9 protein-coding genes are annotated in these 20357 nt (G+C 72.4%); 6 read left to right on the forward strand and 3 right to left on the reverse strand.

Annotation, left to right across the window (positions count from 1 at the left end; all coding sequences use genetic code 11):
* The first annotated feature begins 17 nt into the window (after window positions 1–17).
* From bcsQ to bcsD, 4 genes are read left to right on the forward strand one after another with little or no spacing between them, the layout of a single operon-like run.
* Window positions 18–818 carry a cellulose biosynthesis protein BcsQ gene (gene bcsQ, locus ACTIF1_RS06670; protein WP_439595603.1) on the forward strand — a complete coding sequence of 267 codons (801 nt, stop codon included), beginning with the start codon at window positions 18–20 and terminating at the stop codon, window positions 816–818.
* The gene (gene bcsA / locus ACTIF1_RS06675; RefSeq protein WP_439595604.1) at window positions 815–5782 is read left to right on the forward strand and encodes a UDP-forming cellulose synthase catalytic subunit; all 4968 of its coding nucleotides are present in this window, start codon (window positions 815–817) and stop codon (window positions 5780–5782) included. The genes bcsQ and bcsA overlap by 4 nt, the downstream gene beginning before the upstream one ends.
* Entirely contained in the window at window positions 5779–9714 is a 3936-nt protein-coding gene (locus tag ACTIF1_RS06680; RefSeq protein ID WP_439595605.1) for a cellulose synthase subunit BcsC-related outer membrane protein, read from the forward strand. Before bcsA ends, ACTIF1_RS06680 begins: the two co-directional genes overlap by 4 nt.
* A 13-nt stretch (window positions 9715–9727) precedes the next feature.
* Entirely contained in the window at window positions 9728–10225 is a 498-nt protein-coding gene (gene bcsD / locus ACTIF1_RS06685; RefSeq protein WP_439595606.1) for a cellulose biosynthesis protein BcsD, read from the forward strand.
* Here the strand turns inward: bcsD and ACTIF1_RS06690 are convergent.
* Both ACTIF1_RS06690 and ACTIF1_RS06695 read right to left on the reverse strand, forming a co-directional pair.
* Window positions 10222–12276 (reverse strand): hydantoinase/oxoprolinase family protein, encoded by a 2055-nt coding sequence (locus ACTIF1_RS06690; RefSeq protein WP_439595607.1) that lies wholly within the window; start codon window positions 12274–12276, stop codon window positions 10222–10224. The genes bcsD and ACTIF1_RS06690 overlap by 4 nt on opposite strands.
* 97 nt (window positions 12277–12373) lie before the next feature.
* Complete coding sequence (locus ACTIF1_RS06695) at window positions 12374–14017, reverse strand: hydantoinase B/oxoprolinase family protein (RefSeq protein WP_439595608.1); 1644 nt, start codon at window positions 14015–14017, stop codon at window positions 12374–12376.
* A gap of 110 nt (window positions 14018–14127) precedes the next feature.
* Between ACTIF1_RS06695 and ACTIF1_RS06700 the strand changes: the two genes are divergently transcribed.
* Complete coding sequence (locus ACTIF1_RS06700; protein WP_439595609.1) at window positions 14128–15612, forward strand: AMP-binding protein; 1485 nt, start codon at window positions 14128–14130, stop codon at window positions 15610–15612.
* Entirely contained in the window at window positions 15609–17015 is a 1407-nt protein-coding gene (locus tag ACTIF1_RS06705; protein WP_439595610.1) for an MFS transporter, read from the forward strand. The genes ACTIF1_RS06700 and ACTIF1_RS06705 overlap by 4 nt, the downstream gene beginning before the upstream one ends.
* A 30-nt stretch (window positions 17016–17045) precedes the next feature.
* On the opposite strand, the gene ACTIF1_RS06710 is transcribed toward ACTIF1_RS06705, so the two are convergent.
* Entirely contained in the window at window positions 17046–20279 is a 3234-nt protein-coding gene (locus tag ACTIF1_RS06710) for a beta strand repeat-containing protein (RefSeq protein WP_439595611.1), read from the reverse strand.
* Window positions 20280–20357: the final 78 nt, after the last annotated feature.

Genomic DNA, 20357 nt, shown 5'->3' on the forward strand with positions numbered 1-20357 from the left:
GGAGGCTACCCCCGACCATGCCGCTGATCTGTTTCGCCTCCCCCAAGGGCGGTGTCGGCAAGACGACGCTCGCCGCCAACCTGGCCGACGCGCTGCAGCGCGAGGGGCGCCGCGTGCTGGTGATCGATTTCGATCCGCAGAATACGTTGCGACTCCATTTCGGTGTGCCCCTGACGGATATGGGCGGCTTCACCGCGGACCTGCCGCGTCGCCCGGACTGGCGCGCCTGCGTGCGGGAGACGGCCTCGGGCGTCATGGTCCTGCCGCATGGGGCGATGGAGCTGCGCGGCGCGCTCGGCCTGGCCGCGGCGCTGGAGCGGGACCCGGAGCTGCTGGCGGCGCCGATGCGCTCCATCCTCTCCGACCCCGGCCTGACGGTGATCGCCGATACCTCTCCCGGCCCGTCGCATGCGCTGGCGGTGCTGGTGCCGATGGCCTCCATGGTGATCGCGGTGCTGCAGGCCGAAGCCATCAGCGCCGCGCTGATCCCGGATATCGACAGCGGCCGCTTCCTCGGCTCGGGCACCATGGCGGCGCTGTTTGCCGGGCGCCTGCGCGTGGTGCTGAACGAGGTAGACCTGAATTCCCGCCTTTCGCGCGCGGCCGCCGATGCCGTGGCGCGGCATCTCGGCCCGCGCCTGCTGGGCGCCGTCAGCCGTGACGAGACCATGGCCGAGGCGCTGGCGATGCAGAAGCTGGTGCAGGAGATCGCGCCGGATTCGCGCGCGGCGGAGGATATCCGCGGCATCGCGCGCGCCGTCGAGGCCGCGCTGCCGGCGGCGCCCGAGGGCTTCACCATGGGATGGGGCGCCCGATGAGTTTTGCCCAGTCGCTGCGCCAGGGCCGTGCGTTCCGGGGCGGGCCCTGGGCACGGCGCTGGGTGTCCTGGCCGCTGATGGCGCTGAGCCTGGTCATCGGCCTGATCTTCACGGTCGCGCCGCTGCAGGCGGAACAGCAGGCCTGGCTGGCCGTGGCCGGCTTCCTGCTGTTCCTGGTGGCGAACCGCATCCCGGGCCGGGCGATGACGATCTTCATCGTCTTCATGTCCTGCCTGGTCTCGCTGCGCTACATCTACTGGCGACTGGTCGATACGCTGGAATTCACCAGCTTCCTGCAGACCTTCCTCGGCACCGGCCTGCTGCTGGCCGAGGTCTATGCCGTCACCACCATGCTGCTGGCCTATTTCCAGGCGATCTGGCCGCTGGACCGCAAGCCGGTGCCGCTGCCCGAGGATCCGGACCAGTGGCCGACCATCGATGTCTTCATCCCGAGCTACAACGAGCCGCTGGAGATCGTGAAGCCCGCCATCTACGGCGCGCTGGCGATCGACTGGCCGCGCGACAAGATGAACGTCTACCTGCTGGATGACGGACGGCGCGACGAATTCCGGCGCTTCTGCGAACAGGTGGGCTGCAACTACCTGATCCGCGCCGACAACAAGGGCGCCAAGGCGGGCAATATCAACGCCGCGCTCAAGGTGACCAACGGCGAGTACATCTGCATCTTCGATTGCGACCACGTCGCAACCCGCGCCTTCCTGCAGCTCACCGTCGGCTGGCTGCTGCGCGACCGCGACCTCGCCATGGTGCAGACGCCGCACCACTTCTACTCGCCCGATCCCTTCGAGCGGAACCTCGCCTCCGGCCAGCGCGTGCCGAACGAAGGCCTGCTGTTCTACGGCATGGTGCAGCAGGGCAACGACCTGTGGAACGCGGCCTTCTTCTGCGGCAGCTGCGCGGTGATCCGGCGCGAGGCGCTGCTGGAAGTGGGCGGCGTGCCGACCGAGACGGTGACCGAGGACTGCCACTGCTCGCTGAAGATGCAGCGGCGCGGCTGGCGCACCGCCTATCTGCGCGTGCCGCTGGCCGCTGGCCTCGCGACGGAACGCCTCATGCTGCATATCGGCCAGCGCATGCGCTGGGGCCGCGGCATGATCCAGATCCTGCGCATCGAGAATCCGATGCTCGGCGCCGGGCTGAAGTTCTATCAGCGCTGCTGCTACTTCATGTCGCAGTTCCACTTCCTGTTCCCGCTGCCGCGCTTCGTCTTCCTGACCGCGCCGCTCGCCTTCCTGCTGTTCGGCGAGAGCATCATCGCGGCCTCGCCGCTGGCCATCATCGCCTATGCGGGCCCGCATATCCTGCACTCGGTGGGCGCCACCAGCCGCCTGTCCGGCCATGTGCGGCACAGCTTCTGGTCCGAGATCTATGAGACGGTGCTGGCGCTGTATCTGATCCCCGTCATGCTCGCGACGCTGCTCGACCCGAAGAAGGGCAAATTCAACGTCACGGACAAGGGCGGCACGCTGCAGGAAGGCTTCTTCGACCTGCGCGCCGTGGGGCCGAACATGGTCCTCGCGCTGGCGCTGATCGCCGGGCTGCTGTCCGGCATCTACGGCCTGACGACCAACAGCTACGACAGCCTGGACTTCCAGGCCTATGCCTTGAACTTCCTGTGGGCCGCCCTGTCTTTCGTGGTGGTGCTCGCGGGCCTGGCCGTGGGCCGCGAACGACGTCAGGTGCGCGAACGCGCCCGCGTCGGCGCGGTGATCGCGGCGAATGTGGTGCTGGCCGATGGCCGCGTGATCGAAGGCGAGACCATGGACCTGTCGCTGGGCGGCGCTGCCGTCGCCATCGAACGCCCGGGCGATGTCCCGGATGATGCCGCCATTACGCTGGAGCTGGATGTCGGCCCCGAATGGGTGGCGATCCCGGCCGAGGTGCTGCGCTGGCAGGAGGGCCGCCTGCAGGTGCGCTTCGCCGCGCAGACCCTGCATGACGAGGGCAATATCGTGCGCGCCGTGCTCGGCCGCGCCGATGCCTGGGTGGACTGGGACGATGTGCGCGAGGACAAGCCGCTGCGCTCGCTGGGCGAGGTCGCGCGTTCGATCGGCGGCCTGTTCCGCGGCGACAGCCAGTTCTCCTTCTTCACGCGCCGCCAGCGCCGCAACAAGGTGGTGATCCGCACCGAGCCGGCGGCGGCCGAGGCCCTGCCGACGGAGACGGCCGGCGAGGCCGCCACCCTCGAGGCGCCCGTGCGCCGCGCCCGCGGCGAGAGCAGCGTGCGCCGCGCCGCGGCCATCGCGCTGGCCCTCGCCCTGGGCGCGCCGGGCCTGGCCCAGGCGCAGGTGAACCTGCGCGGCGCCCCGCCGCCGCCGCCCGCGCTGCAGCCCGGGCCCCAGGGCCTGCCGCTGACGCTGACGCCGCAATCCCCCGGGGTTGGCACCTTTGGCGCGCCGGCGACGCAGTCGGGCGCCGTGCCGCTAGGCCTGCCCGCGCAATCGCCGGGCATCGGCACCTTCGGCGCGCCCGCGACCCAGGGCGGCGCGGTGCCGCTGCAGCCGCAGGGCTCGCCCTTCGTCAATCCGATCATGCCCTTCAACCAGGCCCAGCCGGCCCAGGCCCCGGCCCAGGCGCCGGTCGGCGTCACGCCCTTCGGCCAGCCGGCGCAGCCGGGCCAGGCTCCGGCGCAATCCGGCGCCTCGCCCTTCGGCCAGCCCGCGCCGGGCGGCCCTTTCCCGGGCCAGCAGGGCCCGATCGGCAGCGCCAATCCGCCGCCCACCGGCCTGCCGCCGCTGCCCGTGGCGCAGCCCGGCTTCCAGGGCGGCCCCGCGATCGGCAGCTTCGGCGCGCCGACCGGCGATATCGGCTCCACCCGCACGGAAACCCGCACGCTGCGCCAGCTCGGCCTGCGCGCGCCGATGCAGATGCGCGGCACCTCGGACCTGCAGGGCGTGCTCTTCGGCGTGCGTGGGGATGAGGTGGTGACCAGCGCGCGGCTGGTGCTGCAGGGCGCCACCAGCCCGGCGCTGATCCCGGAATACAGCCAGATCGCGATGGCGCTGAACGAGCAGTTCGTCGGCGTGATCAACCCCGATCGCAACCGCCCCGCCTTCGGCCCGCTGGAATTCCCGATCAACCCGGTGTTCTTCGCCGACCTGAACCGGATGAACTTCCGCTTCACCGGCCGCTATACGCTGGAGTGCAACGACCCGCTCTCCGGCCTGCTCTGGGCCAATATCTCCGACCTCTCGACCCTGCAGCTGACGCTGGAGCGCCTGCCGCTGCAGCGCGACCTGGCCCGCCTGCCGGAGCCCTTCTTCGACCCGCGCCTGCTGCGCGAGCCGCTGCTGCTGCCGGTGGTGGTGCCGGAGGCGGTGAGCAACGAAAGCCTGCAGGCGGCGGCCACCGTCGCCTCCTGGTTCGCGGTACAGGCGGACTATCGCGGCGCCAGCTTCCCGGTCTCCTTCACCCTGCCGCAGCGTGGCAATGCCGTGGTGATCGCCGGCGGCACGGAGACCATCCCCGGCCTCGCCTTGCCGCGCTTCGATGGGCCGACGCTCGCCCTGGTGCCGAACCCCACCGACCGCTTCGGCCTGATCCTGGTGGTCGGCGGCCGGAACGGCGAGGAGGCGGCGCAGGCCGCCGTGGTGCTGGCCGGCAGCAAGGAGGCCCTGGCCGGCGAGATCGCCGTGGTGCAGCCGATCAACGTGCCGGCGCGCCAGCCCTATGACGCGCCGCGCTGGGTGCGCAGCGACCGCCCCGTGCGCCTGGGCGAGCTGGTCGATCCCTCCGAGCTGCAGGCCTTCGGCTATGCGCCCGGCCCGATCTCCGTGCCCTTCCGCACGGCGCCGGATCTCTACACTTGGCGTGGCCGGCCGCTGCCGGTGGAGCTGAACTACCGGTCCCCGCCTGGCCCCATCATGGATGTCGCGGTCTCTCGCCTCGATATCGCACTGAACGACATCTACCTGCGCAGCCTGCCGCTGCGGGATCCGGAGGCGCCCTGGCCGCTGTCGATCCTCAGCCGGCAGTTCGGCCAGTCGGAACGGATGACCGGCCGCTTCGGCCTGCCGCCCTACCTGATCTTCGGCATGAACGAGCTGCAGATGCGCTTCGACATGCGCCCGCTGCACCGTGGCGACTGCATCGCGGTGCCGGCCGATGTGCGGGCGGGGATCGACCCGGACAGCACCATCGACCTGTCGGATGCCTATCGCTTCACCACCCTGCCGAACCTCGCCTTCTTCTCCGGCTCCGGCTTCCCCTTCACGCGCATGGCGGATTTCTCCGACACCGCGGCGGTGCTGCCGGACCGGCCGAATGAGGTGGAGCTGACCTCCTTCCTGACGCTGATGGGGCGGCTCGCCTCCCATGTCGGGCATGCCACCACGGGCATCCGCGTGGTGCGCGCGGCGGCGCTGGAGAGCGTGGCCGGGCGGGACCTGCTGGTGATCGGCACGCTCGGCCGCCAGCCGGCGCTGGAGACGCTGCTGCGCGACGGGCCGGTGACGCTGCAGGGCAACCGCCTGTCCGTCGCCCTGCCGGATGCGCTGGAGGGCTTCCGCAACCTGTTCCTGGGCGACGAGCCCCGCGTGGCGCGGGAACAGGCGCAGGCGCTGCTCGCCTCCCCCGGGGAGGGCCTGGGCATCCTGATGGGCTTCGAGAGCCCGCTGCGCTCCGGCAAGTCCGTCGTCGCGCTGACCGGCACGACGCCGCAGGGGCTGGAGCAGATGCTGGCCGCCCTGCGCGACCCGGAGCAGGCACCGCGCGTGCAGGGTGACCTGGCCATCCTCTCGGCCGGGCGGATCACCGGCTTCACCCTGGGCAATCACTACACGGTCGGCACGCTGCCGCCCTATATCTGGCCGCAATACTTCCTGCAGACACGGCCGGACCTGCTGCTGCTGCTGCTGGCGATCGCCTGCGCCATCGTCGCCGTTCCCGCCTATTGGGCGCTGCGCCGTCGCGCGGCCATCCGTCTCCGGACGAGGACCACATGACGAATTTCCGCCTCCGGACCCTTACCGGCAGCGCCTTCCGCGCCGGCCTGCTCTGCTCGGCGCTGATCGCCGCACCCGCCTTGGCGCAGGACCGCGGCGTGGCCGCGCTGCTGGACCAGGCGAACTACTGGAAGCTGCAGAACCGCCCGGACCAGGTGGTCCGGACCCTGGAGCGCGTGCTGCAGGTGGACCCGCGCAATGCCGATGCCCTGTCCGGGCTGGCGGAGGCGCAGGCCCAGCTCGGCAATGTCGCGGCGGCGCAGCAGGCGCTCGGCCAGCTGCGTGCCACCGCACCCGCGGATCCGCGCACCGTGCAGGCGGATGTCGCCGTCCGCACCTCCACCGTCGATGCCGGCGCCCTGGCGAAGGCGCGCCAGCTCGCCCAGGCCGGCCGCAATGCCGAAGCGGTGGAGCGCTACCGTGCCCTGTTCGGCAACGCCCCGGTGCCGGACAGCTTCGCACTGGAATATTACCAGGCCCTTGCCGGCACGGAGAGCGGCTGGCGCGAGGCGCGGGACGGACTCGGCCGGCTGGCCCAGCGCAACCCGACCAATACCGCCGTGCAGCTGGCCAATGCCCAGGTGCTGACCTATCGCGAGGAAACCCGCGCCCAGGGGATCGAGGCGCTTCGGCGGCTGTCCGGCCAGCCCGGCAGCCAGCAGAGCGCCAGCGCCGCCTGGCGCCAGGCGCTGACCTGGCTGGGACAGGGGCCGGAGGCGGTGCAGCCGCTGGAAGGCTATCTGCAGCAATTCCCCAACGACGCCGAGATCCAGCGGCGGCTGGAGGAAGCCCGCGCCCAGGCGCAGCCGGTGGACCCGGCCGGCAACCTCCGCATGGATGGCTGGGAGGCGCTGAGCGCCAGCCGGGTGCGGGAGGCCGAGGAGCGCTTCAACGCGGTGCTCGCCATCACGCCGAATGATGCGGAGGCGCTGGGCGGCCTCGGCCTGGTGCGGCTGCGCCAGGGCCGCCGGGCCGAAGCGGCGCGGCTGCTGCAGGCGGCGATCGATGCCGATCCCTCCCGCCGTGCGAATTGGGAGGAGGCGCTGCGGGGCGCCACCTCGGTGGCGCGCGGCCCGGCCGGTGGCGGTGGGCGTGGCGCGGCCACGGGTGGCGGCGGCGGCGCGCCGAGCCCGGATATCCAGGCGGCCCGCAACCTTTTCGCGGCCGGCAACTACAGCCAGGCGGAGCCGATCCTGGCGCGCATCGTGGCGCGCGGCGGCGGCGACCGCCCGGATGCCGAGGCGCTGCAGGGCGATATCGCGCTGCGCCAGGGCAATCCGGCGGTGGCCGAGGAACGCTATCGCGCGGCGCTGGCCCGCCGCAGCAATTTCGGCGCGGCCATGTCGGGCCTGGCCAATGCGCTGCAGGAACAGGGCAAGTTCGCGGAGGCCGAGGAGGTGTTCCGCCGCATCGGCGGCACCAATGCGCCGCAGGTGCGCGCCGAGGCCCTGCGGGCCGAGGCGCAGCGCACGGATGACCCGCAGGCGGCCGCGGCGCTGCTGCGCGCGGCCATCCAGAACGATCCCGCGAACCCCTGGCCAAGGCTGGAACTGGCGCGGCTGATGGCGCAGGCGGGCGAGGGGGCGGCGGCGAACCAGATGGTGGCCGCCACCGTCGCCAGCCCGGCGACGCCGGACACCCTGCATGCCGCGGCCATCTTCGCCTCCGAACAGGGCCGGCCGGATGAGGCGGTGCGCCTGCTGGAACGCATCCCCGCCCGGGCGCGCAGCGCGCCGCACAACCAGTTGCTCGCCTCCGCCCGGGTGCAGGCGGAGGTGCAGTCCGCCGCGGCGCTGGCCGGCATGGGCCGGCGCCAGGAAGCCCGCACGCGGCTGGTCGCCATCGCCTCCCGCCGCGATCCGAATGGCGAGGCCGGGCCGGCGGCGGTGCGCGCGCTGAATGCCATCAACGACCCGCGCGGCGCGCAGGAGGCGGCGCGCGCCTATGCCATCGCGGCGCGCGGCCAGCCGCCGGCGCAGCAACTGGCGGCCGCCGCGGCCCTGGCCGAGGCCGGGCTGAACGCGGATGCAGCGCAGGCCGCCATGGCGATCGACCCGCGGCGGCTGACCACGGAGCAGCGGCGCCTGGCGAATGACATCTCCGCCGGCCTGTCGATCCGCGCCTCGGACCAGCTGAACCAGCGCGGCCAGCAGGCGGCGGCCTTCGACGTGCTGGCGCCGACGCTACGGCAGAATCCGGAAAACCCGGCGGCCAACCTGGCCCTGGCCCGCCTCTACCAGGGCGCGCGGGACCCGGAGCAGGCCGGGCGCATCGCGGAAGCCGTGCTGTCGCGCAATCCGCGGGACACGGATGCGCGGCAGGCCGCCATGGATGCCGCCATCGCCAATCGCGACTGGGGCCGGGCGGAGGCGCTGCTCTCCGAGGGCCGCGCGCTGATGCCGAACGATCCGCGCATCCCGCTGCTGGAATCGCGCCTGGCGCGCGCCTGGGGCGACCAGCGCCGCGCCCGCAATGCGCTGGAGGCGGCGGCCGAGATGCGCCGCCAGCAGATCGGGCTGAGCAACCAGCCGGGCCTGCTCGGCGGGTCCCTGGTGCCGCAGGCCACCCTGCCGCAGGGCCAGCCGGCGCCGCAGCCGGGCTACGAGAACCCCTTCCGCCGCGTGCCGCTCTCCGGCCAGGATTTCGGGCAGGTGCCGTTCCAGGGCCAGATGCAGGGCCAGCAATTCGCCCAGGCCCAGGGCTATGGGGCCCAGGGCTACGCACCCCAGGGCCTTGGCGGCCCCGCGCAGCCGGCAGACCCGCTGCTGAGCGAGATCAACCGCCAGCTGGGCGAGGTGCGGCAGGAAGCCGCGCCGCGCATCACCCCGGCCGCCGGCATGCGGGTGCGCTCGGGCGATGACGGAATCGATTCGCTGACCGAGACGCATGTGGGCGCTGAAGGCAGCATCGCGGTGCCCGGCCTCGGCGGGCGGCTGACGGCGCGGGCCAGCGCGGTCAGCCTGGATTCGGGCGACCTGGCGCAGACCCTCTCCTCGATGCGGCGCTATGGCGGCTACCCGGCGGTGCTGGCCGGCACCAACGGCACGCTGACCCAGGCGCAGGCCAATACCACCCGCAATGCCGAGACCAGCCAGAGCGGCGTGGCGCTGGGCGCGGCCTATGCGCGCGGCGGCTTCTCCGTCGATATCGGGACCACCCCGCTGGGCTTCCTGCGGGAGAATATGGTCGGCGGCATCGAGATCGCGCCCGAGATCGGCGATGGCGTGCGCCTGCGGCTGACCGCGGAACGCCGCGCCATGACGGACAGCCTGCTGTCCTGGGGAGGCGCGCGCGACCCGGCGCTGGGCAGCACCTGGGGCGGCGTGGTCCGCACCGGCGGGCGGGCGCAGATCGAATTCGCCAGCGGCGAGACCAATTTCTACATCGCCGGCGGCTATTTCAGCATGAGCGGCGAGGGCGTGGCCGAGAACAGCCGGATCGAGGCGGGGGCAGGCTTCCAGACGCCCATCTGGCGCTCCGCCACCGAGGAGCTGGTGACCGGCCTGGACCTGGTCTACTTCGCCTATGACAAGAACCTGCGCTTCTTCACGCTGGGCCATGGCGGCTACTACAGCCCGCAGAGCTTCCTGGCGGCGAATATCCCGATCGACTATCGCGGCCGGTCGAACAACCTGTTCTACCGCGTCGGCGCCAGCATCGGCGTGGCCACCTTCACCGAGGACCGCACCGCCGTCTTCCCGAATGACACCGCCCTGCAAAGCGCGCTGGAAGCCCGGGCGAACAGCGAATCCGGCGTCGATGCCTTCTATGCCGGCCAGTCCAAGACCGGGCTGACGGGCGGGCTGCGCGGCGACATCGAATACATGATCACGCCGCAGCTGCGCATCGGCGGCGCGCTGCGCTTCGACCAGGCGGCGGATTGGAGCGAGACGCGGGGCCTGCTCTATGCCCGCTACCGCTTCGACCGCTGAGAGGGCCAGGGGCATGACGGAAGCTCACATGGCGGAAGCCCAGCCGGCGGAACCGGTCACGGCCGCCTACCTCGCCCGGCGCGGCGTGGCGCCGCAATGGCGGCTTTTCGTGCGCGGCCTGGTGGAGACGCTGGACGAGCATCTCGACAAGGAAGGCCGCGCCGCCCTGCTGCGCGCCATCGGCCGCCGCATGGCGGATTCGATGCCGCTGCCGCATTGCGACCGGCTGAAGGCGCTGGAATCCCACATGAACGACGCGCTGGGCGCGGCCGAATGGGGCTATTGCCAGCTCGCGGTGGATGTCGAGGCGCGGCGCCTGCTGGTGACCCATGCGGCCGCACCGGCGATCGGCGCCGGCGAGGACGCCGATGGCGGCTGGATCGGCGCGGTGATGGAAGGGCTTTATGGCGGCTGGCTGTCCCAGCAGCCGGGCGCCGATGCGGCACTCGCCCCCAGCATCTTTGTCTGCGCGCCCGGCGAGGCGAAGCTGGGCTACGGGCGGGCGGCCTAACCCGCCCCGACTGCCACCTCCAGCCAGCCGCGCGCATCCAGCCAGGCGGTGTCGCCGGGCAGCAGCAGCACGGTGGTGGTGTCGCTTTCCACGATCGCCGGGCCGGCCAGTTTCTGGCCCGGGGCCAGGGCGGTGAAGGCATAGACGGGCAGGTCCCGCAGCGCGCCGGCCACGAAGGCGCGGCGCTGCGCGACGGGTTCGGCGGGCGGCAGGGGCGGCAGTTCGCGGACGGGCAGGGCGGGCAGGCGGCCGATGGCGGCGACGCGGGCGGTGACCAGCACCACCTCCTCCCCCCGCAGGGCATAGGTGAACAGCGCCTCGTGCCGCCCATGGAAGCTCTCGGCAATCTGTGCGGGCAGGCCGGGCGCGTCCCAATCGACCGCATCCAGCGGGACGCCAACTTCAAAAACCTGCTCGCCGTAGCGCATGTCGGCGCTGCGGCGGACAGCCGGCGTGCCGTCCATCCATTCCGCCATGCGGGCGCGGGCGGCGGCCTCCAGCTCGGCAAACAGGGCACGGATGGCGGGCTCGTCGGGCAGGCCGGTGGCGCCGATCAGGCTGCGCGAGACCTCGTAGCGCAGGTCCGTCTGCAGCATGCCCCAGGCCGAGAGCCCCGCCGCCAGCAGGGGCACCGCGACGCGGGCCATGCCGAGGTCCCGCGCGACGGCAGAGGCATGCAGCCCCGCCGCGCCGCCGAAGGCCAGCAGGCAAAAGCCGCGCGGATCGACGCCGCGGCGCACGGTGGCGACGCGGATCCCATCCGCCATGGCGATGTTCGCGAGGGCATGGATGCCCGCCGCGCAGTCCATCATGCCAAGGCCCAGTTTTTCGCCGAGCCGTTCCACCGCGCCCTGCGCCGCCGCCAGATCCAGCGAACGGCGGCCGCCGAGGAAGCGCGCGCCGTCCAGGTAGCCGAGCACCAGGTTCGCGTCGGTCACTGCCGGCTCCGTGCCGCCGGCGCCGTAGCAGGCGGGGCCCGGCACCGCGCCGGCGCTGCGCGGTCCCACCCGCATCATCCCGCCCGCCCCGATATGGGCGAGGGAGCCGCCGCCGGCGCCCAGCGTGACGATATCCAGGCTTTCGAGGGCGATCCGCTCCCCGCCCACCACCCGGCCACGGCCGAGCGCGGCCTCGCCGCCCTCGATCAGCGCCACATCGGTGGAGGTGCCGCCGACATCGAAGGTCACCAGATCCTGGCCCAGCCCGGCGCGGGCCAGCGCCAGCCCCGCCGCGACGCCGCCGGCGGGGCCGGAGAGCGCGGTGCCGGCGGCGATCCGCGCGGCCTCCGCCACCGGCGCCACGCCGCCATGGGAGAGGATGACAAACAGCGGCGCGCGCAGCCCGGCCTCCGCCAGGCGGCGCTCCAGCCGGCCGAGATAGGTGGCGACGATGGGCCCTACCGCGGCATTCACCACGGTGGTCGAAAAACGCTCGAATTCCTTGATCTGCGGCAGCACGTCCGAGGACAGCGTCACATAGGCGCCGGGCAGGGCGGTGGCCACCGCTGCACCGGCGGCCTGTTCGTGGGAGGGATCGCGCCAGGAATGGAACAGGCAGATGGCCACGGCCTCCACCTGCTCGGCGCGGAGCGTCTCGATGGCGGTGGCGAGCGAGGCCTCGTCGAGGGCCTGCTCCACCTGGCCATCGGCGCGGAGGCGCTCCCGCAGCGGCAGGCGCAGGCGGCGGGGGACGAGGGGGGCGGGGGGCGAGAGGCGCAGGTCGTACCGCTCGGGCTTCAGCCCCTCGCGCATCTCGATGACGTCGCGATGGCCCTCCGTGGTCAGCAGGCCGATGCGGGCGGTGCGGCGTTCCAGCAGGGCATTGGTGGCGACCGTGGTGCCGTGCACCAGGCGCTCGGTCCGGGCAAGCAGGTCCGGCAGGTTCAGGCCGAGCATGCCGGCGAGCACGCCGAGCCCGTCCAGCACGCCGCGCGACTGGTCATCCGGCGTGGTGGCGGCCTTGGCGAGCAGGGTTTGGCCATCGGCGCCGATGCAGACGACATCGGTGAAGGTGCCGCCGACGTCGCAGCCGATGCGGTAGGGGGGAAGCATGGAAGACTCCGCTGAGGCTCGCCTGGAGATCAAAGCCCTCTCCCCCCGACGGGGGGAGAGGGTTGGGTGAGGGGGGACAGGCAGGCGAAGAATTACGTCAAACAAACCCCTCGGCCGCATCCGCCGCCCGCGCCGCAGGGTCGCGCTTCGCAGGATCGCCCCAGCCGCCGCCGCCGCCGGAGCGCACATGCAGCACATCGCCGGGGGCCAGCGGCACGCCCGTCTCCTTGGTGCGCAGGTCGCGCGGCGTGCCCTGGGCGGGGACCAGCCGGTAGTGGTGCGGCGCGCCATCCTGGCCGCCCAGCATCCCCGCCGCGCCGTGGCGCGAGCCATCGCCGGCGGTATTGGCGCGGGCGGGGCCGGCGGTCTCGACCACCAGCTCCAGTTCGCCGCCGAGCCCGCCGCGATACTGGCCGTCGCCCGCCGAGCCGGCCAGAAATTCGTGGCGGCGGAAGAAGAGGGGGAAGCGCGCCTCCGCCATCTCGACGCTGCCGAATTTCAGCCCGCCGGCGGAATGCCATTCCCCCGCGCCGGACCAGCCATCGCCCGTCGCATGGGCGCCGCCGCCCGGCCGGGCATGGAACAGGTGCCAGACGAATTTCTTGCCCGCCCGCCGAGGGTCCTGCCCCTGGATGGCGATGCGAAAGCGGCGGCCCCAGCCGCCCATGGCGCGGGTCGGGCAGGCGTTCGCCAGCGCCTTGACCACGGCCTCGACGATCTCGTTCGAGCAGTGGCTGGTGCAGAGGGTGACGGCCGCCCCCTCCGCCGCGCGGACCACGGTGCCTTCCTTCGCCAGCACGGTCAGCGGCCGGAAGGCGCCGTCGTTCTTCGCCACCTCCGGGTCCAGCAGATAGGCCAGCGCCATGCGCACGGCGGAAACGGTATTGGGCCAGGAGGAATTGACGAAGCCCAGCGTCTGCGGGTCGCTCGCCGTCAGGTCCACGGTCAGCGCGCCGCCCTGCTTGGTGACGGTGGCGCGGATGGTGACGTCCCGGGCGCCATGCCCGTCATCGTCCAGCACCGCCTCGCCCTGCCAGGTGCCATCGGCCCAGCTCTCGATGATCCGCCGGGCATGGGCCTCGGCCAGGTCCAGGATGGCACCGGTGGCCGCGTTCAGCTTCGCCGCGCCATGGCTGGCCAGCAGCGCCTCCAGCCGCTTCGCGCCGAGCCGGGCGGAGCCCCACATGGCCATCAGGTCGCCCCGGAAATCCCGGGCGATGCGGGTGTTCAGCGCCAGCATCTGCACGAGGTCCTCGCGCAGGGTGTCGTTCTCCCCCAGCCGGATTGGCGGGATGCGGATGCCCTCCTGCCAGATCTCGGTGGCGGAGGGGTTGTAGCCGCCATGGGTCGCGCCGCCGATGTCGGACTGGTGGGCGCGGACGACGCAGAGGAAGACAAGCTCCGCGCCTTCGAAGACGGGCAGCACAATGGTCAGGTCCGGCAGATGGCTGCCGCCATGCCAGGGGTCGTTCAGCAGGAAGCAGTCGCCCGGGCGCATCCGGCCGGGGAAGGCCTGCAGGACCGCTTCCGCCGCGAAGGGCATGGCGCCGACATGCACCGGGATGTGATCCGCCTGCGCCACCAGCCGCCCGCGGGCGTCGCACAGCGCGATCGAAAAGTCGCGGGACGAGTTCAGGATCTGGGAGGTGGCGGTGCGCAGCAAGGCCTCGCCCATCTCCTCCACCACGGCGCGGAAGCGGTTTTCCAGGACGGCGAGGGTGACGGGATCGGGTCTGGCCATGCTGCGACCGTCCCGCCGGTCGTGCAGCGCGTCAAGCCGGGGGCAGACCCGCGCTGAAGGGCTGGCCGTGGTCTGGCGGCGCGCGGCGCACAGTCGCATCATGCGGGACAATGCAACGCCCTGCCACGCTCTCCGCCCTTCTGGCGCGCACCGTCGCCGCCCATCCCGATGCCCCTGCTTTCGGCGGGCTGAGCTGGGCGCAGGCCGAGGCGCAGGTGCGACGCATGGCGGGCGGGCTGGCGGCGGTGGGGATTGGCCCGGGCGACCGCGTGGCGGTCTTCCTGCCGAACCGGCCCGATTTTCTGCTGCTGCTGTTTGCCCTGGCCCGCCGCGGCGCCTGCGCCGTGCTGCTGAACACCCGCTTCCGGGCGCTGGAGGTCGGCAATCTGCTGGCCCGCGCCGAGCCCAAGACGATCGCCGTGGCGCGGGATTTCGCGGCGGTGGATGCCGCCGCCGTGCTGCCGGACCCGCCGGGATCGCTGCGGATGGTGCTGGGGATGGACGGGCTGGGGGAGGGCACCCTTGCCGGCCTGCCCGTCCTGACCCGCGAGACGCTGCTGGCCGTGGAAGAGGCGCCCGATCTCGCCACCCCCGGTGCCGAGTGCCTCACCTTCACCACCAGCGGCACCACGGCGGGCCCCAAGCTGGTGCTGCACCGCCAGGCCTCCATCGCCGGCCATGCGGCGGATGTGGCGGCCGCCATCGGCACGGATGCGCCGGGCACCGCCCTGCTCGCCGCCGTGCCGCTCTGCGGCACCTTCGGGCTGAGTGCGGCCCTGGCGGCGGTGGCGGGCGGGGCGCGCATCGCCTGCCTCGAAAAGCTGGATGCAAAGGCCGCCGATGCGCTGATCCGCGCGGAGTCCATCACCCATATGGTCGGCGGCGACGAATGGCTGCTGATGCTGGCGGAGGCCGCCGCCGGCCGTCCCTACCCGGATTTCCGGTTCACCGGCTTCGCCAGCTTCCACGGCCAGGCGGAACGGGTGCTGGCGGCGTCCGACGCGCTCGGCCTCGCGGTGCGCGGTGTCTATGGCAGTTCCGAGGTCCAGGCCCTCTTCGCGGGCCAGGACCCTGGCGGCCCGCATCGCGCGGCGGGCGGCGGCCAGCCGGTGAATCCGGAAGCGGCCTGGCGCATCGCCGAGGACGGGGAACTGCTGCTGCGCGGCCCCTCCCTGTTCGACAGCTACCTCGGCAATCCCGAGGCCACCGCCGCCGCGCGCACGGAAGATGGTTGGTTCCGCAGCGGCGACCTGGCGGAGGCCCAGCCCGATGGCGGCTTCGGCTTCCGGACCCGGCGCGGCGATGCGCTGCGGATCGGCGGCTTTCTCGTCTCGCCCGAGGAGATCGAGGGGTTTCTCCAGTCCCAGCCGGGCGTCGCTGCGGCGCAGGTGGTGGAGGCCGGCGGCAAGCCGATCGCCTTCATCATCCCCGGCCCCGGCTATGACGAGGCAGCCCTGATGGCAGCGGCGCAGAAGAACCTGGCGCGCTTCAAGGTGCCGGCGCGGATCGTGGCGCTGGACAGATACCCGGTGGTGGACGGGCCGAATGGCCCGAAGATCCAGCGGGCGAAATTGCGGGAGATGGCGTCCGGGTGAGTGGCACTTCTGCAAAACCGCGCGACCCCAGGGTTATCGCGGCCATCGTCGCCAGCGCGCTCTTCATGCAGAACCTGGACAGCAGCGTGGTGGCCACGGCCCTGCCCTCCATGGCGCGGGACCTGGGGCGGGACCCGGTGCATCTCTCCGTCGCCATCACCTCCTACCTCGTGGCGCTGTGTGTCTTCATCCCGGTCTCCGGCTGGATCGCGGATCGCTTCGGGCCGCGGCGGGTCTTCATGTGGGCGATCCTGGTCTTTACCGGCGCCTCCGCCCTGGTCGGGCTGTCGCAGGGGCTGGGCACGCTGGTCGGTGCGCGGGTGCTGCAGGGCCTGGGCGGGGCGATGATGGTGCCGGTCGGGCGCCTGCTGCTGCTGCGCCGCGTCAGCAAGGAGGAGCTGCTGACGGCGATGACCTGGCTGACCATGCCCGCCCTGCTCGGCCCGGTCCTCGGTCCGCCGATCGGCGGCTTGCTGACGGACGCCGTGTCCTGGCGCGCGGTCTTCTGGATCAATATCCCGGTTGGCGTGCTCGGCCTGCTGCTGGTCTGGCGCTTCATCCCGGAGATGGAAAAGCAGGACCCCGGGCCGCTGGATACGCGGGGCCTGATCCTCTGGGGCCTGGCGCTGGCGCTGCTGGTCTCGGGGCTGGAGACGATTGGCCGGCACCTGCTGCCCCTCTGGGTCACCGTGGCGACGCTCGGCCTCGGCCTGGCGGTGACGCTGGCGGCGGTGCTGCATTCCAGGCAGGCGGTGCGGCCGGCGGTGGATCTCTCCCTGCTGGCGATCCCCACCTTCGGCATGCCGATGCTGAGCGGCACGCTGTTCCGGATGGGCGCCGGCGCGCTGCCCTTCCTGCTGCCGCTGTCCCTGCAGCTGGTCTTCGGCCTCTCGGCCTCCGGCAGCGGGCTGGTGACCTTCGCCACGGCGCTCGGCGCGCTGGTGATGAAGCCGCTGATCCGCCCCCTGCTGCGCCGCTTCGGCTTCCGGCGCGTGCTGGTGGTGAATTCGGTGGTGGCGGCGGCAGGCGTCGCGGTCTGCGCGCTGTTCGACCCCTCCTGGCCGCCGATCGCCATCTTCGCGGTGCTGGCGGCGGGCGGGCTTTCGCGCTCGCTGCAATTCACCTCGATGGCGACCATGTCCTTCGCCGATGTGCCGCAGAACAAGCTGGCGGCGGCCACGGCCATGACCGGCACTATCCAGCAGTTTTCCGTCGCCCTGGGGGTGGTGCTGGGGTCGCTGACCCTGGCCGCCGGAATGCATTTCCGGGGCACCGAGGCCCCCGGGCTGGTCGAATTCCAGGCCGGCTTCGTGGTGGCCGGCCTGGTGATGCTGGCGATGCTGCCGGGCGCGCTGCGGCTGAAGCGGGACGCCGCCGCGCGGGTTTCCGGCCACCAGGGGTAGGAGGGGAGGCCCCCTCCCGCCCCCCGGGGCTCAGGCAAACAGCGCGTTCACCTGGTTCGAGCTCATCGCGTTGATCTGCGTGCTGGTGAAGCCCGCCACCTGCGTATCCGTCAGCGCGGTGATATCCGTCACCTCCAGCGCCGTGATCTGCGTGGTGGAGAGCGAGGCCAGCTGCTCCGTGGTCAGCCCTTCCACCTGCCGCGTGGTCAGCGCGGTGATGGAGGTGCTGGTCAGCGCCGCGACCTGGGTCGTGGTCAGCGCGCCGATCTGGGTCAGGGTCAGGCCGACGAACTGGGTGGTGGTCAGCGCCGCCAGCCCGGTGGTGGTCAGGCCCGTGACCTGGGTGGTGGTCAGCGCGCCGAGCTGGGTGGAGGTCAGCCCGCCGAACTGGGTGGTGGTCAGCACCGCCAGGTCCGTCGTCTCCAGCCCGCGGATCTGCGCGCTGCTGATGCTGCCCAGCTGGGTGGAGGTGAGCACGCCGACCTGGGTGGTGGTCAGCGCGGCCAGCTGGGCGCTTTCCAGGCCGCTGATCTGGGTGGTGCCCAGGCCGCCGATCTGGGTGGTGGTCAGCGCCGCCACCTGGGTGGTGGTCAGCTCCACCGCCTGGGTGGTGGTCAGCGAGGCGAGCTGCGTCGTGGTCAGCGCCGTGGCCTGCGTCGTGGTCAGCGCCGCGATCTGGGTGCTGGCCAGGCCGCGCAGCTGGGTGGTGGTGAGCGCCACCAGATCCGTGGTCTCCATCGCCGCGGCCTGGGTGGAGGTGAGCGCCGTGAGCTGCGCGGTGGTCAGGCCGGCCACCTGGGTGGTGGTCAGCGCGGCCAGGTCCGTCGTCTCCATCCCGCGGATGGCGGTGGTGGTCAGGGCGCCGATCTGCGTCGAGCCGAAGGCGCCGAGCTGGGTCGTGGTCAGCGCGGCGAGCTGGCTGCTGGTGAGGCCGCCGAGCTGGCTGGTGGCCAGGGCGCCGACCTGCGTGGTGGTCAGCGCCACGGCCTGGGTGGTGGTGAGCGCCGCCAGCTGGGTGGAGGTGAGGCCGCCGAGCTGGGTGGTGGTCAGCACCGCCAGATCCGTCGTCTCCAGCGCCGCCGCCTGGCCGGTGGTGAGCGCGCCGATCTGCGTGGCGGTGAGGCCACCGACCTGCGTGGTGGTCAGCGCCGCCAGGTCCGTCGTCTCCATGCCGCGCAGCGCGGTGGTGACGATGGCCGCGATCTGCGTCGTGGTCAGCGCGCCCACCTGCGTGGTGGTCAGCGATGCCAGTTGGCCGGAGCTGATGCCGGTGACCTGGGTGGTGCCGAGGCTGGCCACCTGGGTGGTGGTCAGCGCCGCCATCTGCGTCGTGGTCAGCGCGGCCACCTGGGTGGTGGTCATGGCGCCCAGCTGCGTGGTCGTCAGCGCCGTGGCCTGCGTCGTGGTCAGTGCCGCGATCTGGGTGCTGGCCAGGCCGCGCAGCTGGGTGGTGGTCAGCGCCACCAGGTCCGTGGTCTCCATCGCCGCGGCCTGGGTGGAGGTCAGGGCGTTGAGCTGCGCGGTGGTCAGGCCGGCCACCTGGGTGGTGGTCAGCGCGGCCAGGTCCGTTGTCTCCATCCCGCGGATGGCCGCGGTGACGATGGCGGCGATCTGCGTCGAGGTGAGGCCGCCGATCTGCGTCGTGGTCAGCGCCGCCACCTGGCCGCTGCTCAGGCCCGCCACCTGCGTCGTGCCGAAGGCGCCGAGCTGGGTGGTGGTGAGCACCGCCAGGTCCGTCGTCTCCAGCGCCGCCACCTGGGTGGAGGTGAGGGAGGCGAGCTGGGTGGTGGTCAGCACCGCCGCCTGGGTCGTGGTCAGCGCCGCGACCTGGCTGGAGGTGAGGCCGCGCAGCTGGGTGGTGGTGAGGACGGCGAGGTCCGTGGTCTCCATCGCCGCGGCCTGGGTCGTGGTCAGCGCACCGATCTGGGCGGAGGTGAGGCCGCCGATCTGGGTGGTGGTCAGCGCGGCCAAGTCCGTCGTCTCCATCCCGCGGATGGCGGTGGTGGTGATGGCGGCGATCTGGGTGGTGGTCAGCGCGCCGATCTGCGTGGTGGTCAGCGCCGCGACCTGGCTGGAGACCAGCCCCACCACCTGTGCGGTCACCAGGGCCGCGAGTTGCGTGGTGGTGAGCGCCGCGGCCTGGGTCGTCGTCAGCGAACCGAGCTGGGTGGAGGTAAGGCCGCCGAGCTGCGTCGTGGTCAGCACCGCGAGGTCCGTCGTCTCCAGCGCGGCCACCTGGGTGGTGGTCAGGCCGTTCACCTGGTCCGAGCTCAGGCCGCCGATCTGCGTCGTGGTCAGCGCGGCGAGGTCGGTGGTCTCCATGCCCCGGATCCAGTTGCGGCGGATGGCGCCGACCTGGGTGGAGGTGAGGACGCCGATCTGCGTCGTCGTCAGCGCCGCCAGCTGGCCGGTGGTGATGCCCTGGATCTGGGTGGTGCCCATGGCACCGATCTGGGTGGTGGTCAGGGCGGCGACCTGGGTGGTGGTGAAGCCGCCGACCTGGGTGGTGGTCAGGTTGCTGACCTGGGTGGTGGTCAGCGCCGCGGCCTGGGTGGTGGTGAGCGCGGCCAGCTGGGTGGAGGTGAGGCCGGCGAGCTGGGTGGTGGTCAGCGCCACCAGGTCCGTCGTCTCCATCGCCGCCGTCTGGGTGGTGGTCAGCGCGCTGAGCTGCGCGGTGGTCAGGCCGCCGATCTGAGTGGTGGTCAGCGCCGCAAGATCAGTGGTTTCCATGCCCCGCAGCGCGGTGCTGGTGATGGCGGCGATCTGGGTGGAGGTGAGGACGCCGATCTGCGTGGTGGTCAGCGCCGCCAGCTGGGTGCTGTTGAGACCCGCCACCTGCGTCGTGCCGAAGGCGCCGATCTGGGTGGTGGTCAGGCTGCCGGCCTGCGTCGTGGTCAGCGCCCCGACCTGGGTGGTGGTGAGCGCGGCCACCTGGGTGGTGGTCAGCACCGCCGCCTGGGTCGTGGTCAGCGCCGCCACCTGGGCGGAGGTGAGGCCGCGCAGCTGGGTGGTGGTCAGCGCCACCAGGTCCGTCGTCTCCAGCGCCGAGACCTGGGTGGTGGTGAGTGCGCTGAGCTGGCCGGTGGAGAGGCCGCCGATCTGGGTGGTGGTGAGCGCGGCGAGGTCTGTCGTCTCCATGCCGCGCAGGGCGGTGGAGCTGATGCTGGCGATCTGCGTCGAGGTGAGGACGCCGATCTGGGTGGTGGAGAGGGCGGCGAGCTGGCTGCTGGTGAGGCCGCTGAGCTGCGTCGATCCCAGGACCACAAGAATGGACTACATTAACCCTGCTCCCTCCGTGTTGGTGAGCGCGCCTAGATGGGTGGAGCTGAGGCCGACCAGCTG

This window comes from Falsiroseomonas sp., from assembly GCF_051860665.1.
Taxonomy (GTDB): domain Bacteria; phylum Pseudomonadota; class Alphaproteobacteria; order Acetobacterales; family Acetobacteraceae; genus Falsiroseomonas.